14 protein-coding genes are annotated in these 18335 nt (G+C 62.6%); 5 read left to right on the top strand and 9 right to left on the bottom strand.

Annotated features, from left to right (window positions below; translation table 11 throughout):
* The first annotated feature begins 25 nt into the window (after window positions 1–25).
* On the top strand, window positions 26–3124 hold the full coding sequence (locus ACFE8X_RS00310) for an efflux RND transporter permease subunit (RefSeq protein ID WP_375449848.1): 3099 nt from the start codon (window positions 26–28) through the stop codon (window positions 3122–3124).
* 49 nt (window positions 3125–3173) lie between these two features.
* On the opposite strand, the gene ACFE8X_RS00305 is transcribed toward ACFE8X_RS00310, so the two are convergent.
* Window positions 3174–4094, bottom strand: coding sequence for a LysR family transcriptional regulator (locus tag ACFE8X_RS00305; protein WP_375449439.1), 921 nt, complete (start codon window positions 4092–4094; stop codon window positions 3174–3176).
* Window positions 4095–4223: 129 nt separating this feature from the next.
* Here ACFE8X_RS00305 and ACFE8X_RS00300 point away from each other — a divergent pair, with 129 nt between their 5' ends.
* Window positions 4224–5039 (top strand): alpha/beta fold hydrolase, encoded by an 816-nt coding sequence (locus ACFE8X_RS00300; RefSeq protein WP_375449438.1) that lies wholly within the window; start codon window positions 4224–4226, stop codon window positions 5037–5039.
* A 49-nt stretch (window positions 5040–5088) separates the two neighbouring features.
* Here ACFE8X_RS00300 and ggt read toward each other — a convergent pair whose 3' ends face one another.
* The 8 genes from ggt to ACFE8X_RS00260 all read right to left on the bottom strand — a co-directional run bounded on the left by ggt (window position 5089) and on the right by ACFE8X_RS00260 (window position 15650).
* Window positions 5089–6681, bottom strand: a complete 1593-nt coding sequence (gene ggt, locus ACFE8X_RS00295) for a gamma-glutamyltransferase (RefSeq protein ID WP_375449437.1) — start codon at window positions 6679–6681, stop codon at window positions 5089–5091.
* A 28-nt stretch (window positions 6682–6709) separates the two neighbouring features.
* Entirely contained in the window at window positions 6710–7876 is a 1167-nt protein-coding gene (locus ACFE8X_RS00290; protein ID WP_375449436.1) for a M20 aminoacylase family protein, read from the bottom strand.
* Window positions 7877–7893: 17 nt separating this feature from the next.
* Window positions 7894–9738, bottom strand: coding sequence for an ABC transporter ATP-binding protein (locus ACFE8X_RS00285; protein WP_375449435.1), 1845 nt, complete (start codon window positions 9736–9738; stop codon window positions 7894–7896).
* A gap of 11 nt (window positions 9739–9749) precedes the next feature.
* Window positions 9750–10565 (bottom strand): ABC transporter permease, encoded by an 816-nt coding sequence (locus tag ACFE8X_RS00280; protein ID WP_375449434.1) that lies wholly within the window; start codon window positions 10563–10565, stop codon window positions 9750–9752.
* 5 nt (window positions 10566–10570) lie between these two features.
* A complete protein-coding gene (locus tag ACFE8X_RS00275; protein ID WP_375449433.1) occupies window positions 10571–11512 on the bottom strand; it encodes an ABC transporter permease in 942 nt (313 codons plus the stop codon).
* Between the two features lie 71 nt (window positions 11513–11583).
* Window positions 11584–13110, bottom strand: coding sequence for an ABC transporter substrate-binding protein (locus tag ACFE8X_RS00270; RefSeq protein WP_375449432.1), 1527 nt, complete (start codon window positions 13108–13110; stop codon window positions 11584–11586).
* A gap of 134 nt (window positions 13111–13244) precedes the next feature.
* Window positions 13245–14897 (bottom strand): amidase, encoded by a 1653-nt coding sequence (locus ACFE8X_RS00265; RefSeq protein WP_375449431.1) that lies wholly within the window; start codon window positions 14895–14897, stop codon window positions 13245–13247.
* A gap of 12 nt (window positions 14898–14909) precedes the next feature.
* A complete protein-coding gene (locus tag ACFE8X_RS00260; protein ID WP_375449430.1) occupies window positions 14910–15650 on the bottom strand; it encodes a FadR/GntR family transcriptional regulator in 741 nt (246 codons plus the stop codon).
* Window positions 15651–16004: 354 nt separating this feature from the next.
* On the opposite strand from ACFE8X_RS00260, the gene ACFE8X_RS00255 reads away from it, so the two are divergent.
* From ACFE8X_RS00255 to ACFE8X_RS00245, 3 genes are all read left to right on the top strand, one after another.
* Window positions 16005–17189 (top strand): hypothetical protein, encoded by a 1185-nt coding sequence (locus ACFE8X_RS00255; protein WP_375449429.1) that lies wholly within the window; start codon window positions 16005–16007, stop codon window positions 17187–17189.
* Window positions 17190–17327: 138 nt separating this feature from the next.
* Window positions 17328–17993 carry a substrate-binding domain-containing protein gene (locus ACFE8X_RS00250; RefSeq protein WP_375449428.1) on the top strand — a complete coding sequence of 222 codons (666 nt, stop codon included), beginning with the start codon at window positions 17328–17330 and terminating at the stop codon, window positions 17991–17993.
* Entirely contained in the window at window positions 17990–18328 is a 339-nt protein-coding gene (locus ACFE8X_RS00245) for a hypothetical protein (protein ID WP_375449427.1), read from the top strand. Before ACFE8X_RS00250 ends, ACFE8X_RS00245 begins: the two co-directional genes overlap by 4 nt.
* The last annotated feature ends 7 nt before the right edge of the window (window positions 18329–18335 follow it).

The raw sequence follows: 18335 nt of genomic DNA, 5'->3' as shown, positions 1-18335 counted from the left end.
CTCGGGTATGCCAACACGTCGTTCGATGTCGAGCTTCTTTATCGCTCGTCCGATATTTGCCATCGTCCTTGCCATCGTTACCTGCCTCGCCGGAGCGGTCGGCATCTATTCGCTGCCCATCTCGCAATACCCGGAAGTCGCCCCGACAACGATCACCATCCAGGCGGCCTATAGCGGTGCGACTGCCGAGGCGGTCGAGAACTCGGTGACGACGGTTATTGAATCAGCGATGACGGGGTTCTCTGACCTGCTCTATATGGAGAGCTCGTCCTCGACCGGCTCTGCCAGCGTCACCCTGACCTTCGGCAATGCGATCGATGCCGATATTGCCCAGGTTCAAGTTCAGAACAAACTGGCGCTTGTCGAGAGCAACCTGCCGGACGTCGTGCAGCAGGCAGGCCTTACGGTCAACCGTTCCGGCAGCAGCATCCTGATGGTCGGCAACATCATCTCCAAGGACGGTCGCTACACCTCGTCCGAACTCGCCGAAATCACCAGCACCACGATTGAGCCGGTGGTCGAGCAGGTCGAAGGCGTAGGCAGTATTTCGTCCTTCGGCTCCGGCTATGCCATGCGCATCTGGCTCGATCCGCTTTCATTGGCGCAATACAGCCTCACGCCAAGCGACATCACGGCGGCCATCCAGCAGCAGAACGTTCAGGTTTCGGTGGGTGCCCTGGGCTCGTCTCCGACGACGGCGGGTCAGCAATTGCGCGCCACCATGACGGCACAGTCGCAATTGCAGACCGTGGCCGAGTTCGAAAACATCATTCTAGTGTCGGGAAGCGACGGCGGCACCGTGCGGTTGAGCGACGTGGCGCGCGTTGAACTCGGGCTCGAATCCTACGGGCAGGAGTCGTCCTACAGCGGTGTCGCTTCCGCCGGCTTCGGCGTTCAACTGGCCAGTGGAGCCAACGCCATCAACACCGCCAACGGCGTACATGCGGCGCTTGACCGGCTGGCGAACACCCTCCCCGAAGGCGTGGAAGTCGTCTATTCTTATGAAACCACGCCTTTCGTGGAACTTTCGATCGAGAAGGTCATCTACACCCTGATCGAGGCGATTGCCCTGGTCTTTGTCGTCTTGCTGGTGTTCCTGCAGAACTGGCGTGCCACGCTCATTCCGATGATCGCCGTGCCGGTGGTGATGCTGGGCACGTTCGGTGTCCTTGCCATGTTTGGCTATTCCATCAATACGCTGACCATGTTCGCCATGGTGCTGGCAATCGGCCTTCTGGTCGACGACGCCATCGTCGTGGTCGAAAATGTCGAGCGCATTATGAGCGAGGAGCACATCTCGGCCCGCGAGGCGACCGAGAAGTCGATGGATGAAATTCTTGGCGCCGTCATCGGCATTGCTGCAGTGCTGACGGCGGTCTTTCTCCCCATGGCCTTCTTTTCGGGCTCGGTCGGCGTCATCTATCGCCAATTCTCCGTGACCATCGCGTCGGCCATGATTCTGTCGGCAGTCGTCGCCATCGTGCTTACCCCCGCGCTTTGCGTCTTGATGCTCAAGCCGCATGACCCCGACCGTCCACGCCGCTTCAATCTCTTTGGTTGGTTCAATACCGGCTTTGCCAATCTCACCGGCGGGTATGTCGGCGCGGTTGGACAGGTGATCCGCCGTCCTTTTGTCGTGCTGGTGGTTTTCGCTGGCCTGCTTGGCGGTGCCTATTGGCTCTATACCCAGCTGCCCACCTCCTTCCTTCCCGAAGAAGATCAGGGCGTGCTCTTGACCATTATTACCCTGCCCGATGGAGCAACCGCGGCCCGCACCCAGGCGGCGATGGACATCGTGGAGAACTACTATCTCACCCAGGAGACCGACGCGGTTGAAAGCGTATTCATGATCCTGGGCTTCAGCGTCGGCGGCGGTGGCGGTGAAAACAGCGCCATGGCCTTCGTCCGGCTGAAGGATTTCGACCAACGAAAGCAAGACCGTCTCTCCGCGTCCGCGATATCCCAGCGGGCATTGATGTATTTCTCGCAGATCCGCGATGCCCAGGTGTTTGCCCTCGCACCGCCGGCAATCCAGGGCCTGGGCACGTCCAATGGATTCGAAATGGTGCTGCTCGACCAAGCCAATAATGGGCCCGAAGCGCTTGGCGAAGCCAGCAACGAGTTGGCCCGGCTTGCAGGCCAAACCAGCGAAGTCACTAATGTGCGCGGCAATACCGGCGATCTCAACAGCCAGCTCAAAGTGGTCATCGATCAGGAGAAAGCCGGCGCCCTGGGCATCGACTTGTCGGCCGCGAACGCGGTGCTGAGCGTTGCCTTCGCCGGCGCCAACGTCAATGACTTCATCTACAACGGCGAAATCAAGCCGGTCATGGTGCAAGGCGACGCCCAGTATCGGCGGCAGCCCGACGATATCAAAAGCTGGTTTGCCAAGAACCGGGACGGCGAAATGGTGCCATTCTCTTCCTTCGCCACCACGCAGTGGGTCCAGGGCTCGGCATCGTTGGCCCGCTTCAACAGCACGCCATCGGTGTCGATGAGCGGCAACAACGCCCCTGGGGTATCTTCCGGCGCGGCCATGGACAAGATGGAGGAACTGGTTGCCGGCATGGACGGCGGCTATGGCGTCGCCTGGGAGGGTTTGTCCTATCAGGAGCGACTGTCGGGCTCGCAGGCGATCCTGCTTTACGCCGTGTCCATCCTCGTGGTTTTTCTGTGCCTCGCAGCGCTCTATGAAAGCTGGAGCATACCGTTCTCGGTTATCCTGGCCTTGCCGGTGGGCGTCGCCGGCGCCCTGCTGGCCGCTTACCTGTTCGGCCAGAGCAACGACGTCTATTTCCAGGTCGGGCTGCTCACGACGATGGGTCTGTCCGCCAAGAACGCCATCCTGATCGTCGAATTTGCCCGCGACCTGAGGGCGCAAGGCATGAGCGTCATCGAGGCCATCACTGGTGCCGCCCGGATGCGATTGCGCCCGATCGTGATGACGTCGCTCGCTTTCCTGCTCGGCGTCATCCCCCTGGCCACTTCAAGTGGCGCCGGCTCGGGCGCGCAAAACGCCATCGGCATTGGCGTCGTCGGCGGCACTCTTGCCGGCACCTTGCTCGGCATCTTCTTCGTTCCGGTCTTCTTCGTCCTCATTGGCAGGGCGTGGTCGAAGGCCTGAACGAGAACCGGGGCAGCTCCACCGCGCTGCCCCGGCCCACCGGATCACGCTACGACTGCCCGTGCTCGTCCCCGCTTTTGGTGGTGCTGCGCAGGACGGTGCTGAGGGCGCCCGACAGGAAATCGGCCACGCGGCGAATGCGGGCATTGCTGCGAACCTCCTCGCTCATGACCAGCCAGACCGGCAGGGCGCCCAACCGCAGCCCGCCATCGACCTGTTCGAGTTCGGGATGGCGCTTTGCCAGAACCACCTGAGCGATCCCGATGCCCGTGCCTGCCAGCAGCAGGTTCCAGGTCAGCATGCCATCATCGGTTCGCAGCGCAAATTCCTCGCGGGTCAGGTGGATGTCGTGGCCGGCAAAAGCGCGGATGAGGAGGTCGCTGCGATCAAGACCGATGAGATCGTGCTGCCGGAGATCGTGCTTTGAAGCCACCCGGCCACGGCGTTCGAAATAGTCGCGCGTAGCAAACAGCCCCATAGCCGTGTCTCCGAGCTTGCGGGCGATAAGGGCGTTCTGCGTCGGATCGGCCATGCGAATAGCGATGTCGGCATCCCGGCGAAGCAGGTTCTGGTTGGCGTCAGAGGCGACAATCTCGATCTGTATGCTCGGCTCGGCCTGCCGCAGGGCGGCAACAATTGGCGGTAGCATGAGGTTGGCGACGATGACCGATGCCGTGATCCTTACGGTACCGAACAGCTGCTGCGAGCGCCCTTGGGCCTTTAAACTCAACGCCTCTGCCGCTGCCCCCATGGCACGCGCATCATCGATCAGGCCCAGCGCTGCCTTCGTGGGGTCCAGTCCCTGCGCAGACCGCGTGAACAGGATCACCCCGAGCGCCGTCTCCAGTTCGCGAATGTGCCGGCTCAACGTCGGCTGTGTCGCCCCCATGCTTCTGGCTGCCGTGGACAGCGAGCCGCTCTCCACCACAGCTAGGAAAGATCGCAGCAGCGTCCAGTCGAGGGTATTCATTTTTGGAACGACGCTATCTTTTATTGCCCGATTATTATCCGAAAATAAGGCAGCTACATTAGTGAGGTCAACAGAACAGATCGCGGCCCTGACCGGCGATCCAGATCAAAACGCAGAAACGGAAACATCATGAACACCACCGCAACCCAGACCCAGTTCATCTCCACCGAGGGCGGCCGCATCGCCTTCGAGGATACCGGCGGCAACGGCCCCGCGATCCTTGCCATTCCCGGCATGGGCGATCTGCGCTCCGAGTATCGCCTGATCCGGCCGGCCCTGCAGCAGGCCGGCTACCGGGTGATCACCATGGATGCCCGCGGCTTCGGCGAAACCTCCGCCAAGTGGACCGATTTCTCTGCCCGCGCCGTCGGCCGCGATGCAGTTGCGGTCCTCAAGCACCTCGGCACCGGCCCGGCCACCATCATGGGCAATTCATTCGCTGCCGGGTCCGCGCTTTGGGCTGCCAAGGATGCACCGGAGCAGGTCAACGGTGTCGTGCTGCTGGGGCCGATCGTCCGCGATCTCCAAGCGTCCTTCGTGCAGAAACTGTCGGTGAAAGTCGGCTTTGCCGGGCCCTGGCGCGTCGGCTTCTGGACCATGTACTGGGACAGCCTGTTTCCCACCCGCAAGCCCGCCGATCACGCCGAGGTCAAGTCGGCCATTACGCAGAACTTGCGGGAGCCGGGACGCATGGATGCCCTTCTGGCCATGCTGTCCCTGTCCAAGGCCGATACGGCGGCCATTCTCGAGGCAACCCACGTGCCCGCGCTTATCGTAATGGGCACCAAGGACCCGGACTTTAACGACGCGGTCGAAGAAGCCCGCATGCTGGCGGGCAAGCTCAATGCCGAAACCATGATCGTCGATGGTGCCGGCCATTATCCCCATGCCGAAATGGCCGATCTGGTCGCGCCGCGCATCCTGTCGTTCATCAAGGCCCTGTAGGACGACGTAGCAGCCGCAGGGCATGAACGATCACTTTCGGCCTCCTTGCTCAATAACCCAGTGCCATGCCGTCCTTGCGATGGTCAGATCCGCCGATCAGCAAGCCCCTGGCGTGATCGATGAAAATGGCCTGGCAGCCGCCGATCGGATCGGTCGCCCAGGCGGTGCGGTGGCCGCGCGCCACGAGATCATCGCGCACGGCCGCGCCGAAGCTGGGCTCGAGGGTCAGCAGGCCATCGAAGGCAAAGCTGCGCGGCGCTTCGTTGGCGCGCTGGGGATCGTAGCCGCGATCGAGGACGTGGCTGAGGAAGTGGGCATGGCCGGTCGCCTGGAACTGGCCGCCCATGACGCCGAACGGCATGACGGGAGTGCCGTTCTTCATCAATAGTCCGGGAATGATGGTATGCAACGGCCGCTTGCGCGGTGCCAGTTCGTTGGCATGACCGGCGGTCAGCGAGAAGCCGCTGCCGCGGTTCTGCAGCAAGACGCCGCTATCGGGAGCGTAGATGCCGCTGCCGAAGCTGGCAAAGATGGAATTGATCAGCGAAACGCTGTTACGATCGCGATCGACTACAGTAAGATAGACCGTGTCGCTATGCACCGGGCCATCCCAGATTTCGGGAGCCGACGCCTGGTCTAGGCGGATTTTGCGGCGCAGGCCGTCAATATGGCTGTCGGCAAGAATGTCCTCGACGCTGACCGTCATATGGGCCGGGTCGGCCAGCAGGGTGTCGCGAAGGCGGTAAGCGCCCTTGGTCGCCTCCGCGAGCAGGTGGATGCGGTCGGCCTCGCTGACGGCACCGTCCGACAAGTCAAAACCATCGAGAATGCGGGCGATGACCAAGGCGGCTAGCCCTTGGCCATTGGGTGGGCATTCCAGAATGTCATGGCCGCGAAACGCGGCGCTGATCGGGGCAGTCTCGAAGCCGCGATAGGTGACAAAATCTTCGATCGTATGTGTTCCGCCCAGGGCACGGAGCGTGGCGGTGATTTCCGCGGCGACAGCGCCGTCGTAAAAAGCATCGCGGCCACGGGTAGCGACAGCCCGTAAGGTTCGGGCCAAGGCCGGGTTGGCGAAGCGATCGCCGGTGCGCGGCACCTTGCCGCCGGGGGTGAACTGCGCGCGGGCGGGCGCATGATGCTCGAGGCGGGAGCGATAACGCGCCCAATCGGACGCCACGCGGCCAGTGACGCGGAAACCGTTTTCCGCCAAGGCAATAGCCGGCGCCAGAAGCTGGGGCAGTTCGAGCCGGCCATAGCTGGCCGAGAGCTGGCACCAGGCGTCCACGGCGCCGGGAATAGTGACGGCATGCGGCGATGCTTCGGGAATGACCGTCAATCCGGTGGCCCGTAGCGCCTCGGAGGATACGCCAGCCGGTGCCCAGCCCGAGCCATTGAAGGTGGTGACGGGTCGGCCATCGGCCGGGGCGACAATGGCGAAACAGTCGCCGCCGATCCCGGTCATGGCGGGCTCGACCACGCATTGCACGGCGACTGCCGCAATTGCGGCGTCCATCGCATTGCCACCGGCGCGCAAGATGTCGATGGCAGTCAGCGTCGCCAGGGGATGCGAAGTGGCGGCCATGCCGTTTTCGCCCAGCGCAGCCGACCGGCCCGGCATGATGTAGTCACGTTCCAGCATGATGTCTCCGCACGTAGGATATTGCAGTTCAGGCGGCGGGCATTCGGGTTTCGACCAGCTCGGCCCAATAGGATGCGCCGGAGGGGATGGCCTCGTCGTTGAAATTGTAGAGCGGATGGTGCACGTCGGCCGTGTCGCCATTGCCGATCTGGATGTAAGCGCCGGGGCAAGCTTCCAGCATATAGGCAAAATCCTCGCCGCCCATGATGGCCGGTGCGTCGACCACGGCGCGACCGGAGACCTTGCGCGCCACCTCCGCGGCATATTCGGTTTCGGTCTCTGCATTCACCATCGAGGGATAACCGCGCTCCCACAACGTCGTGGCGGTGCCACTAAAGACAGTAGCGGTCTGGCCGGCGATGGCAATCAGGCGCTCCTCCGCCATGGCGCGAATGGCCTTGTCGAAGGTGCGCACCGTGCCGCGCAATTGTACCCGCTCGGGGATGACGTTGTAGGCCTCGCTCTCGGTGCGAAAACTGGTGACCGAGACCACCACGGAGTGCTGCGGGTCGGTATTGCGCGAGGCGATGGTTTGTAGTGCGAGGACGATATGGCTGGCGATGACGGTGGTGTCGATCGTGACATGCGGCTTGGCCGCGTGGCCGCCCTTGCCGGTGACGTCGATGGTGAAATTGTCCGTCGCTGCATAAAAAGCGCCGGGCCGGATCGAAAAACTACCGACGGGCAGGCCGGGCTGGTTGTGCATGCCATAGACTTCCTTGATCGCGAAGCGCTCGATCAGGCCGTCATTGACCATGGCTTGACCCCCTGCGCCACCTTCTTCGGCGGGTTGGAAGATGACCGCCACGCTGCCGTCGAAATTGCGCGTTTCGGCCAGGTATTTAGCGGCGCCGAGCAGCATGGCGGTGTGGCCGTCATGGCCGCAGGCATGCATCTTGCCCGGCGTCCTGGAGGCATAGGGCAGGCCGGTGGCCTCGAGAATTGGCAGCGCATCCATATCGGCGCGTAGGCCAACGACATGCCCGCGCGTATTCATGCGGCCCTTGATCACGCCGACTACGCCGGTGCGTCCAATGCCTTCGACCACCTCGTCACAGCCGAATTCGCGCAGCTTGGAGGCCACGGTCGCCGCGGTGCGGTTGGTGTCGTACATCAGTTCGGGATATTGGTGGATGTCCTGGCGCCATGCGGTGATCTCAGCATGCAGGTCGGAAACGCGGTTCTTGATCGGCATTGTCTGCTCCTAGAGTTCTAGTTCTGCTGTTGCAGCACGAAATGGCCGGGGCTCACTTCGTCATAGGTGGATGGCGCGGGCATATGCCCTACCGGAAACACCGGCGAGGCAATGGCGCGGAAACTGCGGTCGTCATGCAACCGGCGTTGCCGCGGATCGGCGATCGGCACAGCCGCAAGCAGCGTGCGGGTATAGGGGTGACTGGGATTTTCGAACACATCGGCGCGAGTGCCCAGTTCGACGATGCGCCCCAGATACATCACCCCGATATGGTGCGACACCCGCTCGACCACGGCCATGTCATGGCTGATGAACAGGAAGGACAGGCCCAGATCGCGCTGCAACTGCATCATCAGGTTGAGGATTTGGGCGCGCACCGACACGTCGAGCGCCGAGACCGCCTCGTCGGCGACGATCAGCTTGGGGCTGGTCGCCAGCGCCCGGGCAATGGCGACGCGCTGGCGCTGGCCCCCCGAAAGCTCGTGCGGAAACCGGCGCATGAAGGCGCGCGGCAATTCCACCCGGTCGAACAGATCGGCCACCATGTCGTCGAGCGCACTGCCCGAGGCGATGGCGAAATTGATCAGCGGCTCGCTGACCTGGTCGCGCAGGCGCATATAGGGATTGAGTGAGGCGAACGGGTCCTGAAACACCATCTGCATGTCGCGGCGCGCGCGGCGCAGATCGGCGGCGCGCAGCGCCCGCACGTCCCAGCCGTCAAGCGTGACCGAGCCGGAATGGGCTTCGATCAGGCGCAGGATCGAGCGGCCGGTGGTGGACTTGCCACAGCCCGATTCACCGACCAGCGCCAGCGTTTCCCCAACATTGACGGAGAAACTCACATCTTCGACGGCGTGCACATTGGCGGTCGTCAGGCGCAGCGGGCCGCCCTTGATCGGAAAGCGCGTGGTGAGGTTCTTGACCTCCAGCAACACCCTCGGGGCGCGGACGGCGGCTTGTGTCGCCTCGACGATCGGCGCCGCCGTCGCGCCCATGATCGGCATCGGCTCGGGCGCCGCCTTGCCGGTCATCGCACCGAGCTTGGGCACGGCGGCGAGCAGGGCGCGGGTATAGTCCTCGCGCGGGGTCTCGAAGATTTCGTTGACCGGCCCTTCCTCCACGATATTGCCGCGATACATGACCACGACACGGTCGGCCATCTGCGCCACCACGGCCATGTCGTGCGTGATGAACAGCACGGCCATGTTGTTTTCGCGCTTGAGGCGATCGATCAGGCCCAGGATTTCGGCCTGGATGGTCACGTCCAGCGCCGTTGTCGGCTCATCGGCGATCAGCAGGCGCGGTTCGCAGGCCATGGCCATGGCGATGACGACGCGCTGGCGCATGCCGCCCGAGAGTTCGTGTGGATATTGTTTGAGGCGCCGCTCCGGCTCGGGGATACGCACCGATTGCAGCAACTCCAGCGCCTTGGCATGAGCGGCCTCGCCGCTGAGGCCCTTGTGCACCTTCAGACCGTCGGTGAGTTGCCGCTCGATGGTAAAAACCGGGTTGAGTGACGTCATCGGCTCCTGAAAGATCATGCCGATTTCGTTGCCACGGATCGAGCGCATCTCCTCTGGACTGGCCTTGGTGACGTCGATGACCTCGCCGCTGGCGCGGGCAAAGCGCAGGCTGCCGCCGGTAATGCTTCCGCCGCCGAATTCGACCAGCCGCATCAGCGACAGCGAAGTCACCGATTTGCCCGATCCGCTCTCGCCCACGACGCAGACAGTCTCACCCGGACGGATGGCGAAACTGACATCCTCGACGCCGACCACGGTCGTGCCGTCGATTTTGAACTCGACGCGCAGCCTCTCGATGGACACCAGCGGGGCAGGCGCGGCGATCGTTGTGTAGGGCATGACGGGCTCCATTATCGTGCCCTCGGGTCGAGCACGTCCCGCAGCACGTCGCCGAACATGTTGAGGCCGAGCACGGTCAGCGCCACGGCGATGCCGGGCACCAGCGCGGTCCAGGGCGCCACGTCGAGATAGTCGCGCGAGGCCTGGATCATCAGGCCCCAGGACGATTGCGGCGGTTGCGTGCCCAGGCCCAGGAACGACAGCCCGGCTTCCGCCAGGATCGCTAAGGCCAGGCTGATCGTCGCCTGGACAATGATCTGCGGCATGATATTGGGCAGGATATGCCGGATGATCATCTGTACGTCATTGGTGCCCGAAGCGCGCGCCGCCTCGACATAGGGCATCTGGACCACACGCAGCGCCTCGCCGCGCACGATGCGGGCAAGAAACGGGGTAAAGGCGATGCCGATGGCGATGATGGTGTTCTGCAGGTTCGGTCCCAGCATGGCACTGATGGTCAGCGCCAGTAGTAAGGCGGGGAAGGCCAGCAGCGTATCGACCAGGCGCATCAGCACGTTGTCGACATGGCCGCGCGCATAGCCCGAAATGATGCCGAGCGGCAGGCCGATGACGATACTGGTGACGACGGCTGCCAGTGCGATGGTCAGCGAGGTCTGCGCCCCCAGCACGACGCGGAAGAACAGATCGCGTCCGAGCTGATCGGTGCCGAACGGGTGGGCAAAAGTCGGGCCGCTGAGCCGGGCGCGCATATCCATGCGGGTGGCGAAATCGGCGGGAACGAGCATCGGGCCGAGAATGGCGACGAGCAGCATCAGGCCCAGCAAAGCGATGCCGATCAGGCCCTTGGTGGTGAGGAAACGCTTCACTGCACTCACCCCAACCGCACGCGTGGATCGACAAGCAGATAGAACAGATCGACGAGGAAATTGGTCAGCATCACCACGGCCGCAATCAAGAATACCGAGGCCTGGATCAGCGGCACGTCCCGGTTGAGCAGCGCCTGATACGTCAGCCAGCCCATGCCGGTATAGCCGAACAAGGTTTCCACCACGATGATCGAGCCGAACAGATAGCCGATCTGCAGGCCCGCGATCGTTGCCACCGGCCCGATGGCATTGGCCAGGGCGTAGCGCCACACGACGGTGCGTTCGGACAGGCCCTTGGCGCGGCTGACGCGGATGAATTCCTGACCCAGAATACCCACCATGGTCGAGCGCGTCATGCGGGTCAGATGCGCCATCAGCCCCAGCCCCAAAGCCAGGGCGGGCAAAAAGGCGTGGTAGATGGACTGGGTGAAATCCTCGCCCGGATCGCTGAACCCGCTGGAAGGAAACCAGCCCAGGGTGCGTGCGAACAACAGGATCAGCATGATGCCCCAGAAGAAATCCGGCAAGCTGACACCGAACAGGGCTGCGCTGGAGCTGACCGTATCCTGCCACTTGTCGCGATGGACCGCCGACCAGACGCCAAGCGGCACCGCCACAGCCAGCGCAATGGTCATCGACATGACGACGATGATGGCGCTGGCGGTGGCCTTCTGCAGCAGCAGCGTCGCGATCGGCACCTTGAAGATCAGCGAATTGCCCCAGTTTCCGGTCAGCATGCCGCCGATCCAGTGGAGGTATTGGATATAGATCGGATCGTTCAGCCCCAGCGATTCCCGCAATCCGGCCAGCGCCTCGGGATTGCTCTGGGTCCCCATGATCATCATCGCGACATCGCCCGGCAGGATATTGGTGACCGCGAAGGTAATCATCGAGATCAGCAGCAGCGTCAGCACGATGGAGAGCGTGCGATTGAGGAAATAGCTCATGCGGCCTGCCTGAATAAGGGTCGGTCAAGATCGACCGGTCCACCGAAGCGGGCCGGCCGGCGCGAAGTAGGTCAGGCCTTGAGCCAGACCTTGTGGAACTGCAGCGCGTTGCCGTTCGGATGCACGAGCGTATCAAGCCCGCCGACGCTGGTCTGGGCCGCGGCCGAGCCGTTGCGGAACCAGATGACCACGTCGAGCGCCTCATCGAACACGCGCTGCTGCACCTGCTTGTAGATATCGGCGCGCGCCGTGCCGTCGACGGTGACGCGGGCGCGTGTGACCAGCTCGTCGATGACCGGGTCGTTGATGTGGCGATAGTTGAAACCACCGGTCGAGTGATAAAGGCTGTAATAGAGAAAGTCGGATTCCCACAGGCCGAAGAAGTTCATCATCGACATCTCGAAGTCCTTGTCGGTCCACACCTGGCTCAGCCAATCGGCCCAGGTGAGTTGCTCGATGGTCAGCTCGACCCCGGCCTCGCGGAACCATTCCACCAGGATTTGCGCCGCTTCGATGTGATAGGGATAATTGGTCGTGGCTTTGAACACGATCTTGAGCGCGCCGGGGGCATAGCCGGCTTCGGCGAGCAGCGCCTTGGCTCCGGCGATGTCCTGCGCGCGGTTGAGCAGGGCGGTATTATAGGCCGAGGAGGTCGGATAGCTGGGTGATGCGGTGATCTTGCCCTGGCCCCACAGCGCGCCCTGCAGCAGCAGTTCCTTGTCGATGACCATGTCGAAAGCCTGGCGAACCTTGGGATTCTTGAACGGCTCGAAATCGTTGTTCATGTTGATGAAATCGAAATTCAACGGGAACCACGACACGGTTTGCAAGCTGGTGTCGCCCTTGATCTCTTCCATCCGGTCGGGCGGAATATCGTTGATCATGTGCAATTCACCGGTTCGCAGCCCGGTCAGGCGCACGGTCGGCTCGGTAATCTCGCGGGCAACGACGCCATCAAGATAGGCCGGGCCATCCCAATACTCGTCGAACCGCGCCAGGGTAACGGCATTGCCGGCCTCGTAGCTGACGAACTTAAACGGACCCGCGCCGGTCGGCGTCGTGCCCTGGATGTCGCCCGAGTCCTTAGGCATGATGACGCCGGCGCCGTTTTCGGCCAGGCGCGACAGGAATGGCGCATTGATCTGGCTCATCTTGATGACCAGCGTCATCTCATCAGGGGTTTCCATCGAGGCGACATTGTTGAACACTTCGAAATTGACCGCGCCGGTCGCCGGGTCCTTGCAGCGTTCGAACGAATATTTGGCGTCGGTCGCCGTTAGCGTCGCGCCGTTGTGGAACTTGACCCCTGGCCGCATCTTGAACGTGTAGGTCAGCCCGTCGGGGGCCTCCTCGAAGCTTTCGGCCAGTCCCGGAATGACGTTGAGGTTGGCGTCCACCGTGACGATGGAAGAATGCACGTTCTGCAGCACGCGGCTGGTCGAAGCGGTGCCGGTTTGGTGCATATCGAGGTTCTGCACCGTTTCGGAATGCCCCCAGATCAGCGTACCGCCGGTAACCGGCGTTTCCTGGGCCACGACCGAGAGGGTGGTGAGGTTGGTGAACACGGCGGTGCTGCCCATGAGGGCGGCGGTCGACATCAGAAAATCCCTGCGCTTCATGATCGATCCCTGCGGTTGAAGTAATCGGCCGGTGCTCCGGACGAAGTGGCGAAAGACATGCGACCGGTCCCGCTATTTGCGGGCTTCTGATAACGGGCCTGGCGATGTTCCGCTCAGGCGGCAAAGCCTGGGCGGCGGCTGGCGACATCGAGCTCACGCTCCAGCGCCATGCCCAGATTGAGGATCGTCCCCTCGTCGAACAGCCTGCTCCAGAGCGATATGCCCTGTGGCACGGTGAAAGTCGGGCCGGATGTATTTTCGTCGCCCACCGTCAGCTTGCCCGAGCCCAGCGAGGCCAGGGCGCGCGAGCCCAGTTCCAGAAATCCTGCGCGCAGATGCAGGCAGGGATGCCCGGTGAAATTGCTGGCGATCAGCATTGGCCCGGTCATGAACGGCCCGATCAGGGCATCGACTCGATTGAACACGCCGTCGAGCGCTTGCATCACCTGATAGCGCAGCCGGTCGAGCTGGATATGATCGACCGCCGAAAGGAACCGCGCCTTGCGGAAGGTATTGGGCCAGGCGCCGTCGTCCTGCCAGGTCAGCGTGTCGTCGCGCCCGCTCAGCGTGAGTTCCTCAAACGCCGCGGCGGCTTCTGCGTAAAGGATGTTCATCAGCGCGCCATAGGGCAGGTCGGGCAGGGTGACTTCCACCACTTCGATGCCGAGCCGGCGCGCCGCCGCCAGAGCGGCATGGTCGACCGCGGTAGCGCCCTCGCCAAAAGCATCGGGGATATAGCCCAGCGTGATGCCGGCAATTCCAGCGCCGGCGTCGAAATTGAACGGCGCGTCGATCGAAGAGCGATCCGCCAGGTCGCCACCGTTGATGGCTTTGAGGACAATGGCGGTATCCTCGACCGACCGGCAGATCGGGCCGACCTTGTCGAGCGACCAGCATAGTGCCATGCCCCCCGCGCGAGACACGCGGCCGAAGGTGGGGCGCAGACCCGTCGTGCCGCAGCGCTGGCTGGGCGAGGTGATCGAGCCCAGCGTCTCGGTACCGATGGCGAAAGCGCAGAGCGCCGCTGCCGTCGCCGAGGCCGAGCCGGCACTGGAGCCGCTCGAGCCTTCATTGAGGTTCCATGGATTGCGGGTCACCCCGCCATACCAGATATCGTTATAGGCCAGCGCCCCCAGCGTCGTCTTGCCGAGCAGAACCGCGCCCGCCGCGCGCAGCATGCCCACGATGCTTGCATCGGTCTCTGGCACGCGGTCGCGGAACGGCTCGGCGCCCCAGCCGGTGACGATGCCGGCCGTATCGAACAGGTCCTTGAGCCCGTAGGGAATGCCGTGCAAAGGCCCCAGGTTGACCCCGGCCCGCAACAGCGCATCAGCCGCATCGGCTTCGGCCAGTGCGCGTTCGGGCGTCACCATGGCAAAGCATTCGAGCTTGGGATCAAGCAACGTGATGCGCGCCAGATAGATTTCCGTCAGCCGCCGGCTGGTCAACGTACCCGCGCCGAGCCAGGCGGCAAGCTGGGTAATGGGTGCGAAAGCGATATCCTCGTCATCTCCGGGAGCGGTCACGCTGGCTGGAGTGCTGAACCGCGTGCCCTTGGCCGACGGCAGGCTGAAACCGGGCAGGCGCGGATCAAAGCGCGATGCCATGGGCACGCCATTGTCCAGCGGCGTTGCGCGGCGCAACGCCGCCGAGGCAATCTGGCCCTCCAGATTGTCCACCATCTGCTGCCGCTCACTGGCGCTATAGGCCACGCCCAGCACCCGTTCCGCCGCTTCGATATCGTTTGTGGTCAGCGGCTGCGTCATGTGGGCTGCTCCCTAGGATTGGGCGAGGTAGGAGATTGGGGTCGGGGGCGGCGTGCCGAAGAGCTTGGTGATATTGCCCATCAGTGTCGACAAATGGTTGTGCATGGCCCGGCCGGCGGCGTCGGCCTGGCCAGCCGCGATCGCCTCGATAATGGCGCGATGCTCGCCATCGCTGACCTTGAGCGTTTCGAGCGAGCGCGCCTTGGCCCGCATCTGGCGCCAAGTCTCGCTGGTGCGCACTTCGTCGAGCAGGGCGACCATCGTCATCAGCGGACGATTATGCGAGCACTCGGCAATCAGGCGGTGCAGCGCACCGTCCCACAATTCCGTACTGTCGGCATCGCGTGACTCGGCCACCCGACCCGCCAGATGGCGCATGCGGGCGATATCGTCGGGCAGGGCGCGACTGGCGCAGAGCGACGCCAGCATCGGCTCGATACAGAGCCGCGCCTCCATGACCTGGATCGGCGTTGTATCGCCAACGAGCGCCGCTGCCACCACGCCGGCAGGATCGGGTTCCCGCCCGGCAAACGTGCCCTTGCCTTGCCGCCGCCACACCAGCCCTTCGGCTTCGAGGGACTCGATCGCCAACCGCACGGCCCGCCGGCTGACAGCCAGATTGACGCAAAGTTCTCGCTCAGTCGGCAGCCTGCCCTCGGCCCCAAGCGCGCCACTCCTGATGAGGTCCATCAGGCGGGACCGCACGATCAAGGAATTATTGCTGACGCCTTGGCTATCCATCTGCTTCAGCAAGGCCCGAACCAATTTTACATTGGTACAAAGCTTACCGGGGCGTTAAAGCGAGTCAATGGCTAATTTTACAGCGACAGAGTTTTCTGGCGTATTTTGAGGCAAACTCCTGTTAAGCACTTGGACATGTTGTTAAAAATTTTGGCTATCAGGCTTCAGCCGCTGACCTGAATCTTGGAAATCCTTTGCTGCCACATCGCGAGCCTTTCCAGACCATGCCAGGTTGCTTCATTAAGCCGGCTGTTGCCGCGTTACGAAAACTCACTTGAAGGCAATCGCCGTCAGCCCTGCTTGAGTCATTCTTGACAAGTTGTCCGCACAACAGGACAAATTCGGTTTGCCGGATTGGAGACTGCCATGCATCTGTCGATGTGGACATACCCTTGGGACGTTCAGGATTTGACGCCGCAGCGCGCGGTCGACGATTTGGCAGGGAGCGCCGGCCTGAACTGCATCAGCCTTGCAACGTCTTACCACGCCGGTCGCTTCCTGCAGCCGCGCAGCCCGAAGCGGAAATCCTACTATCCCGAGGATGGCACGATTTATTTCCGGCCGACGCCCGCGCTGTGGGAAGGGCTGGTGATCCAGCCCAAGCTTGCGGATGTGGTTGCCCACGACGACGTCTTGGCTGATCTGGTGCGCCGTCGCGATAGGGGCGGCATGAAAGTGTCGTGCTGGACCGTTTGCCTGCACAATACCAGGTTGGGCATGCTGCATCCCCACGCCGTCACGCGCAATGCCTTTGGCGATCCCAACTACTACAATCTCTGCCCCTCTAATCCAGATGCGCGGGCCTATGTGACGACCTTGGTCCAAGACGTTACGCATGGCTACAAGCCCGACGTGATGGAACTTGAAAGCCCCTCTTTCATGGGCTTTGCCCACGAATTCCATCACGAAAAAGATGGCGTCGGCATGGTTGCCGAAGACGACTTCCTGTTATCGCTGTGCTTCTGCCCGTCCTGCATTGAACGCGCCGCCAAGGCTGGCGTCGATGCCGAACAGGCGCGAGCGACGGTGCGACAATGGATCCTGGACATGAGCGAGCGGGAGATCCCGGCGGCGCGCTGGCCCGACTTTCCGGCGGCCGGGCTCGATGTGTTCAAGCCATGGCCAGAGGTTCATGCCTATCTGATGTGGCGGTTCGAGCCGGTGACCAGCCTGGTGCGCGACATCCGCGAGCGCGCCTTCGGCGGCACGAAGGTCTATCTCATCGATCTCAAGGATGGCTGGCTTGGCGGTTGCGACATTGCCCAGATCGGCAAGGTTTGCGACGGCGCTATTCTGTGTGCCTATTGGATGGAGCCTGCGGCCGTCGAGGCACTCATGCGCGAAGGCCGCCTGGCGCTCGGGCCGGACAAATATCTTGGCGCCGGGTTCCGGGTGTTCTATCCGGAAATGCCGTCGTCCGAAGCGCTGATCGATCGCAGCAGGGCCGCCATTGCCGGTGGAGCCAACGGTATCAACTTCTACAATTACGGCCTGATCCCTGAAAAGCGCCTGGGCTGGGTGCGCCGAGCCGTGGACGCCATCAATGGCTGATTGCCTCTAAATGCACCACAAAACGATGCCGCCGGAATTTTGATCGGTCAGCTTGACTCGTTGTATGGACAAGATAGCATCTTGCTCGAGATGAGGGTCGCCATCGCTTCACCTGCGACCAGTCGAAGGGAGCTTTCAATGCACAAAAGGATGATGGGAATCCTTTCTGCGGCTGTGATGATCGCCGGTATGGCGACGTCGGCGTTGGCTGCGGACAAGTACACGATTGGCTACGACAATTATTTCATGGGCAATAGCTGGTCTGTCCAGCTGGCAGCCGAATTCAAGGCCGAGGCCGAGCGCATGGCCGATCGCGTCGATGTGGTTTACGTCGAAAGCGAGGGCAAGACGGAAAAGCAGATCTCCAATATCGAGGATCTGATCACCAAGGGCGTTGATGCCATCATCACCACGCCCAATTCGCCGACCGCAATGATCCCGGTGTTGAAGAAGGCCCGCGCCGCCGGCATCAAGGTCGTGCTGCTGGCCTCCACGATCAAATCGCAGGATTATGATGCGCTGCTGACCGTCGATGACGTGGCAATCGGCACAGCCGGTGCCACCTGGCTGGTCGATCAACTCGGCGGCAAGGGCAAGATCATCGCGCTGAACGGTATCGCCGGCATCTCCGTCAGCGACGATCGGTTTAACGGCGCCAAGGCCGTTTTCGATGCCAATCCCGGCATTCAGATTCTATCGGCCGTCGATGCCTCTTGGGACTATGCCCAGGGCAAGCTTGCCGTGTCGAACCTGCTCGCCGCCAATCCGGAATCGACGGGGTGTGGTCGCAGGGCGGCGCCATGACCCTGGGCGCCATCGACGCTTTCGAAGCGGCCCAACGTCCACTGGTGCCGATGACCGGCGAAGACAACAATGGCTATCTCAAGCGCTGGAAAGCTCTGGAATCCACCGGCTTCAAGTCGATCGGCACGGCTAAGCCAACCTGGCTTGGTTCCGAGGCTCTCAAGGTCACGGTGGACCTGCTTGATGGCAAGGATGTTCTGCGCGACACCCTCCTGCCGGTGCCCACCATTACCGAGGCCAATATCGACGAGTATGTGAAGCCGGATCTGTCGGACTCGTTCTGGGCCAGCACGCGCCTCAGCGATGACCAGGTCAAGGCGACCTTCGCCAACTGATGTTTCG

The sequence above is a fragment of the uncultured Devosia sp. genome (assembly GCF_964244875.1).
GTDB lineage: Bacteria > Pseudomonadota > Alphaproteobacteria > Rhizobiales > Devosiaceae > Devosia.
The sequence above is the reverse complement of the archived record's forward strand: the minus strand, read 5'-3'. Positions and strand labels throughout refer to the sequence as shown.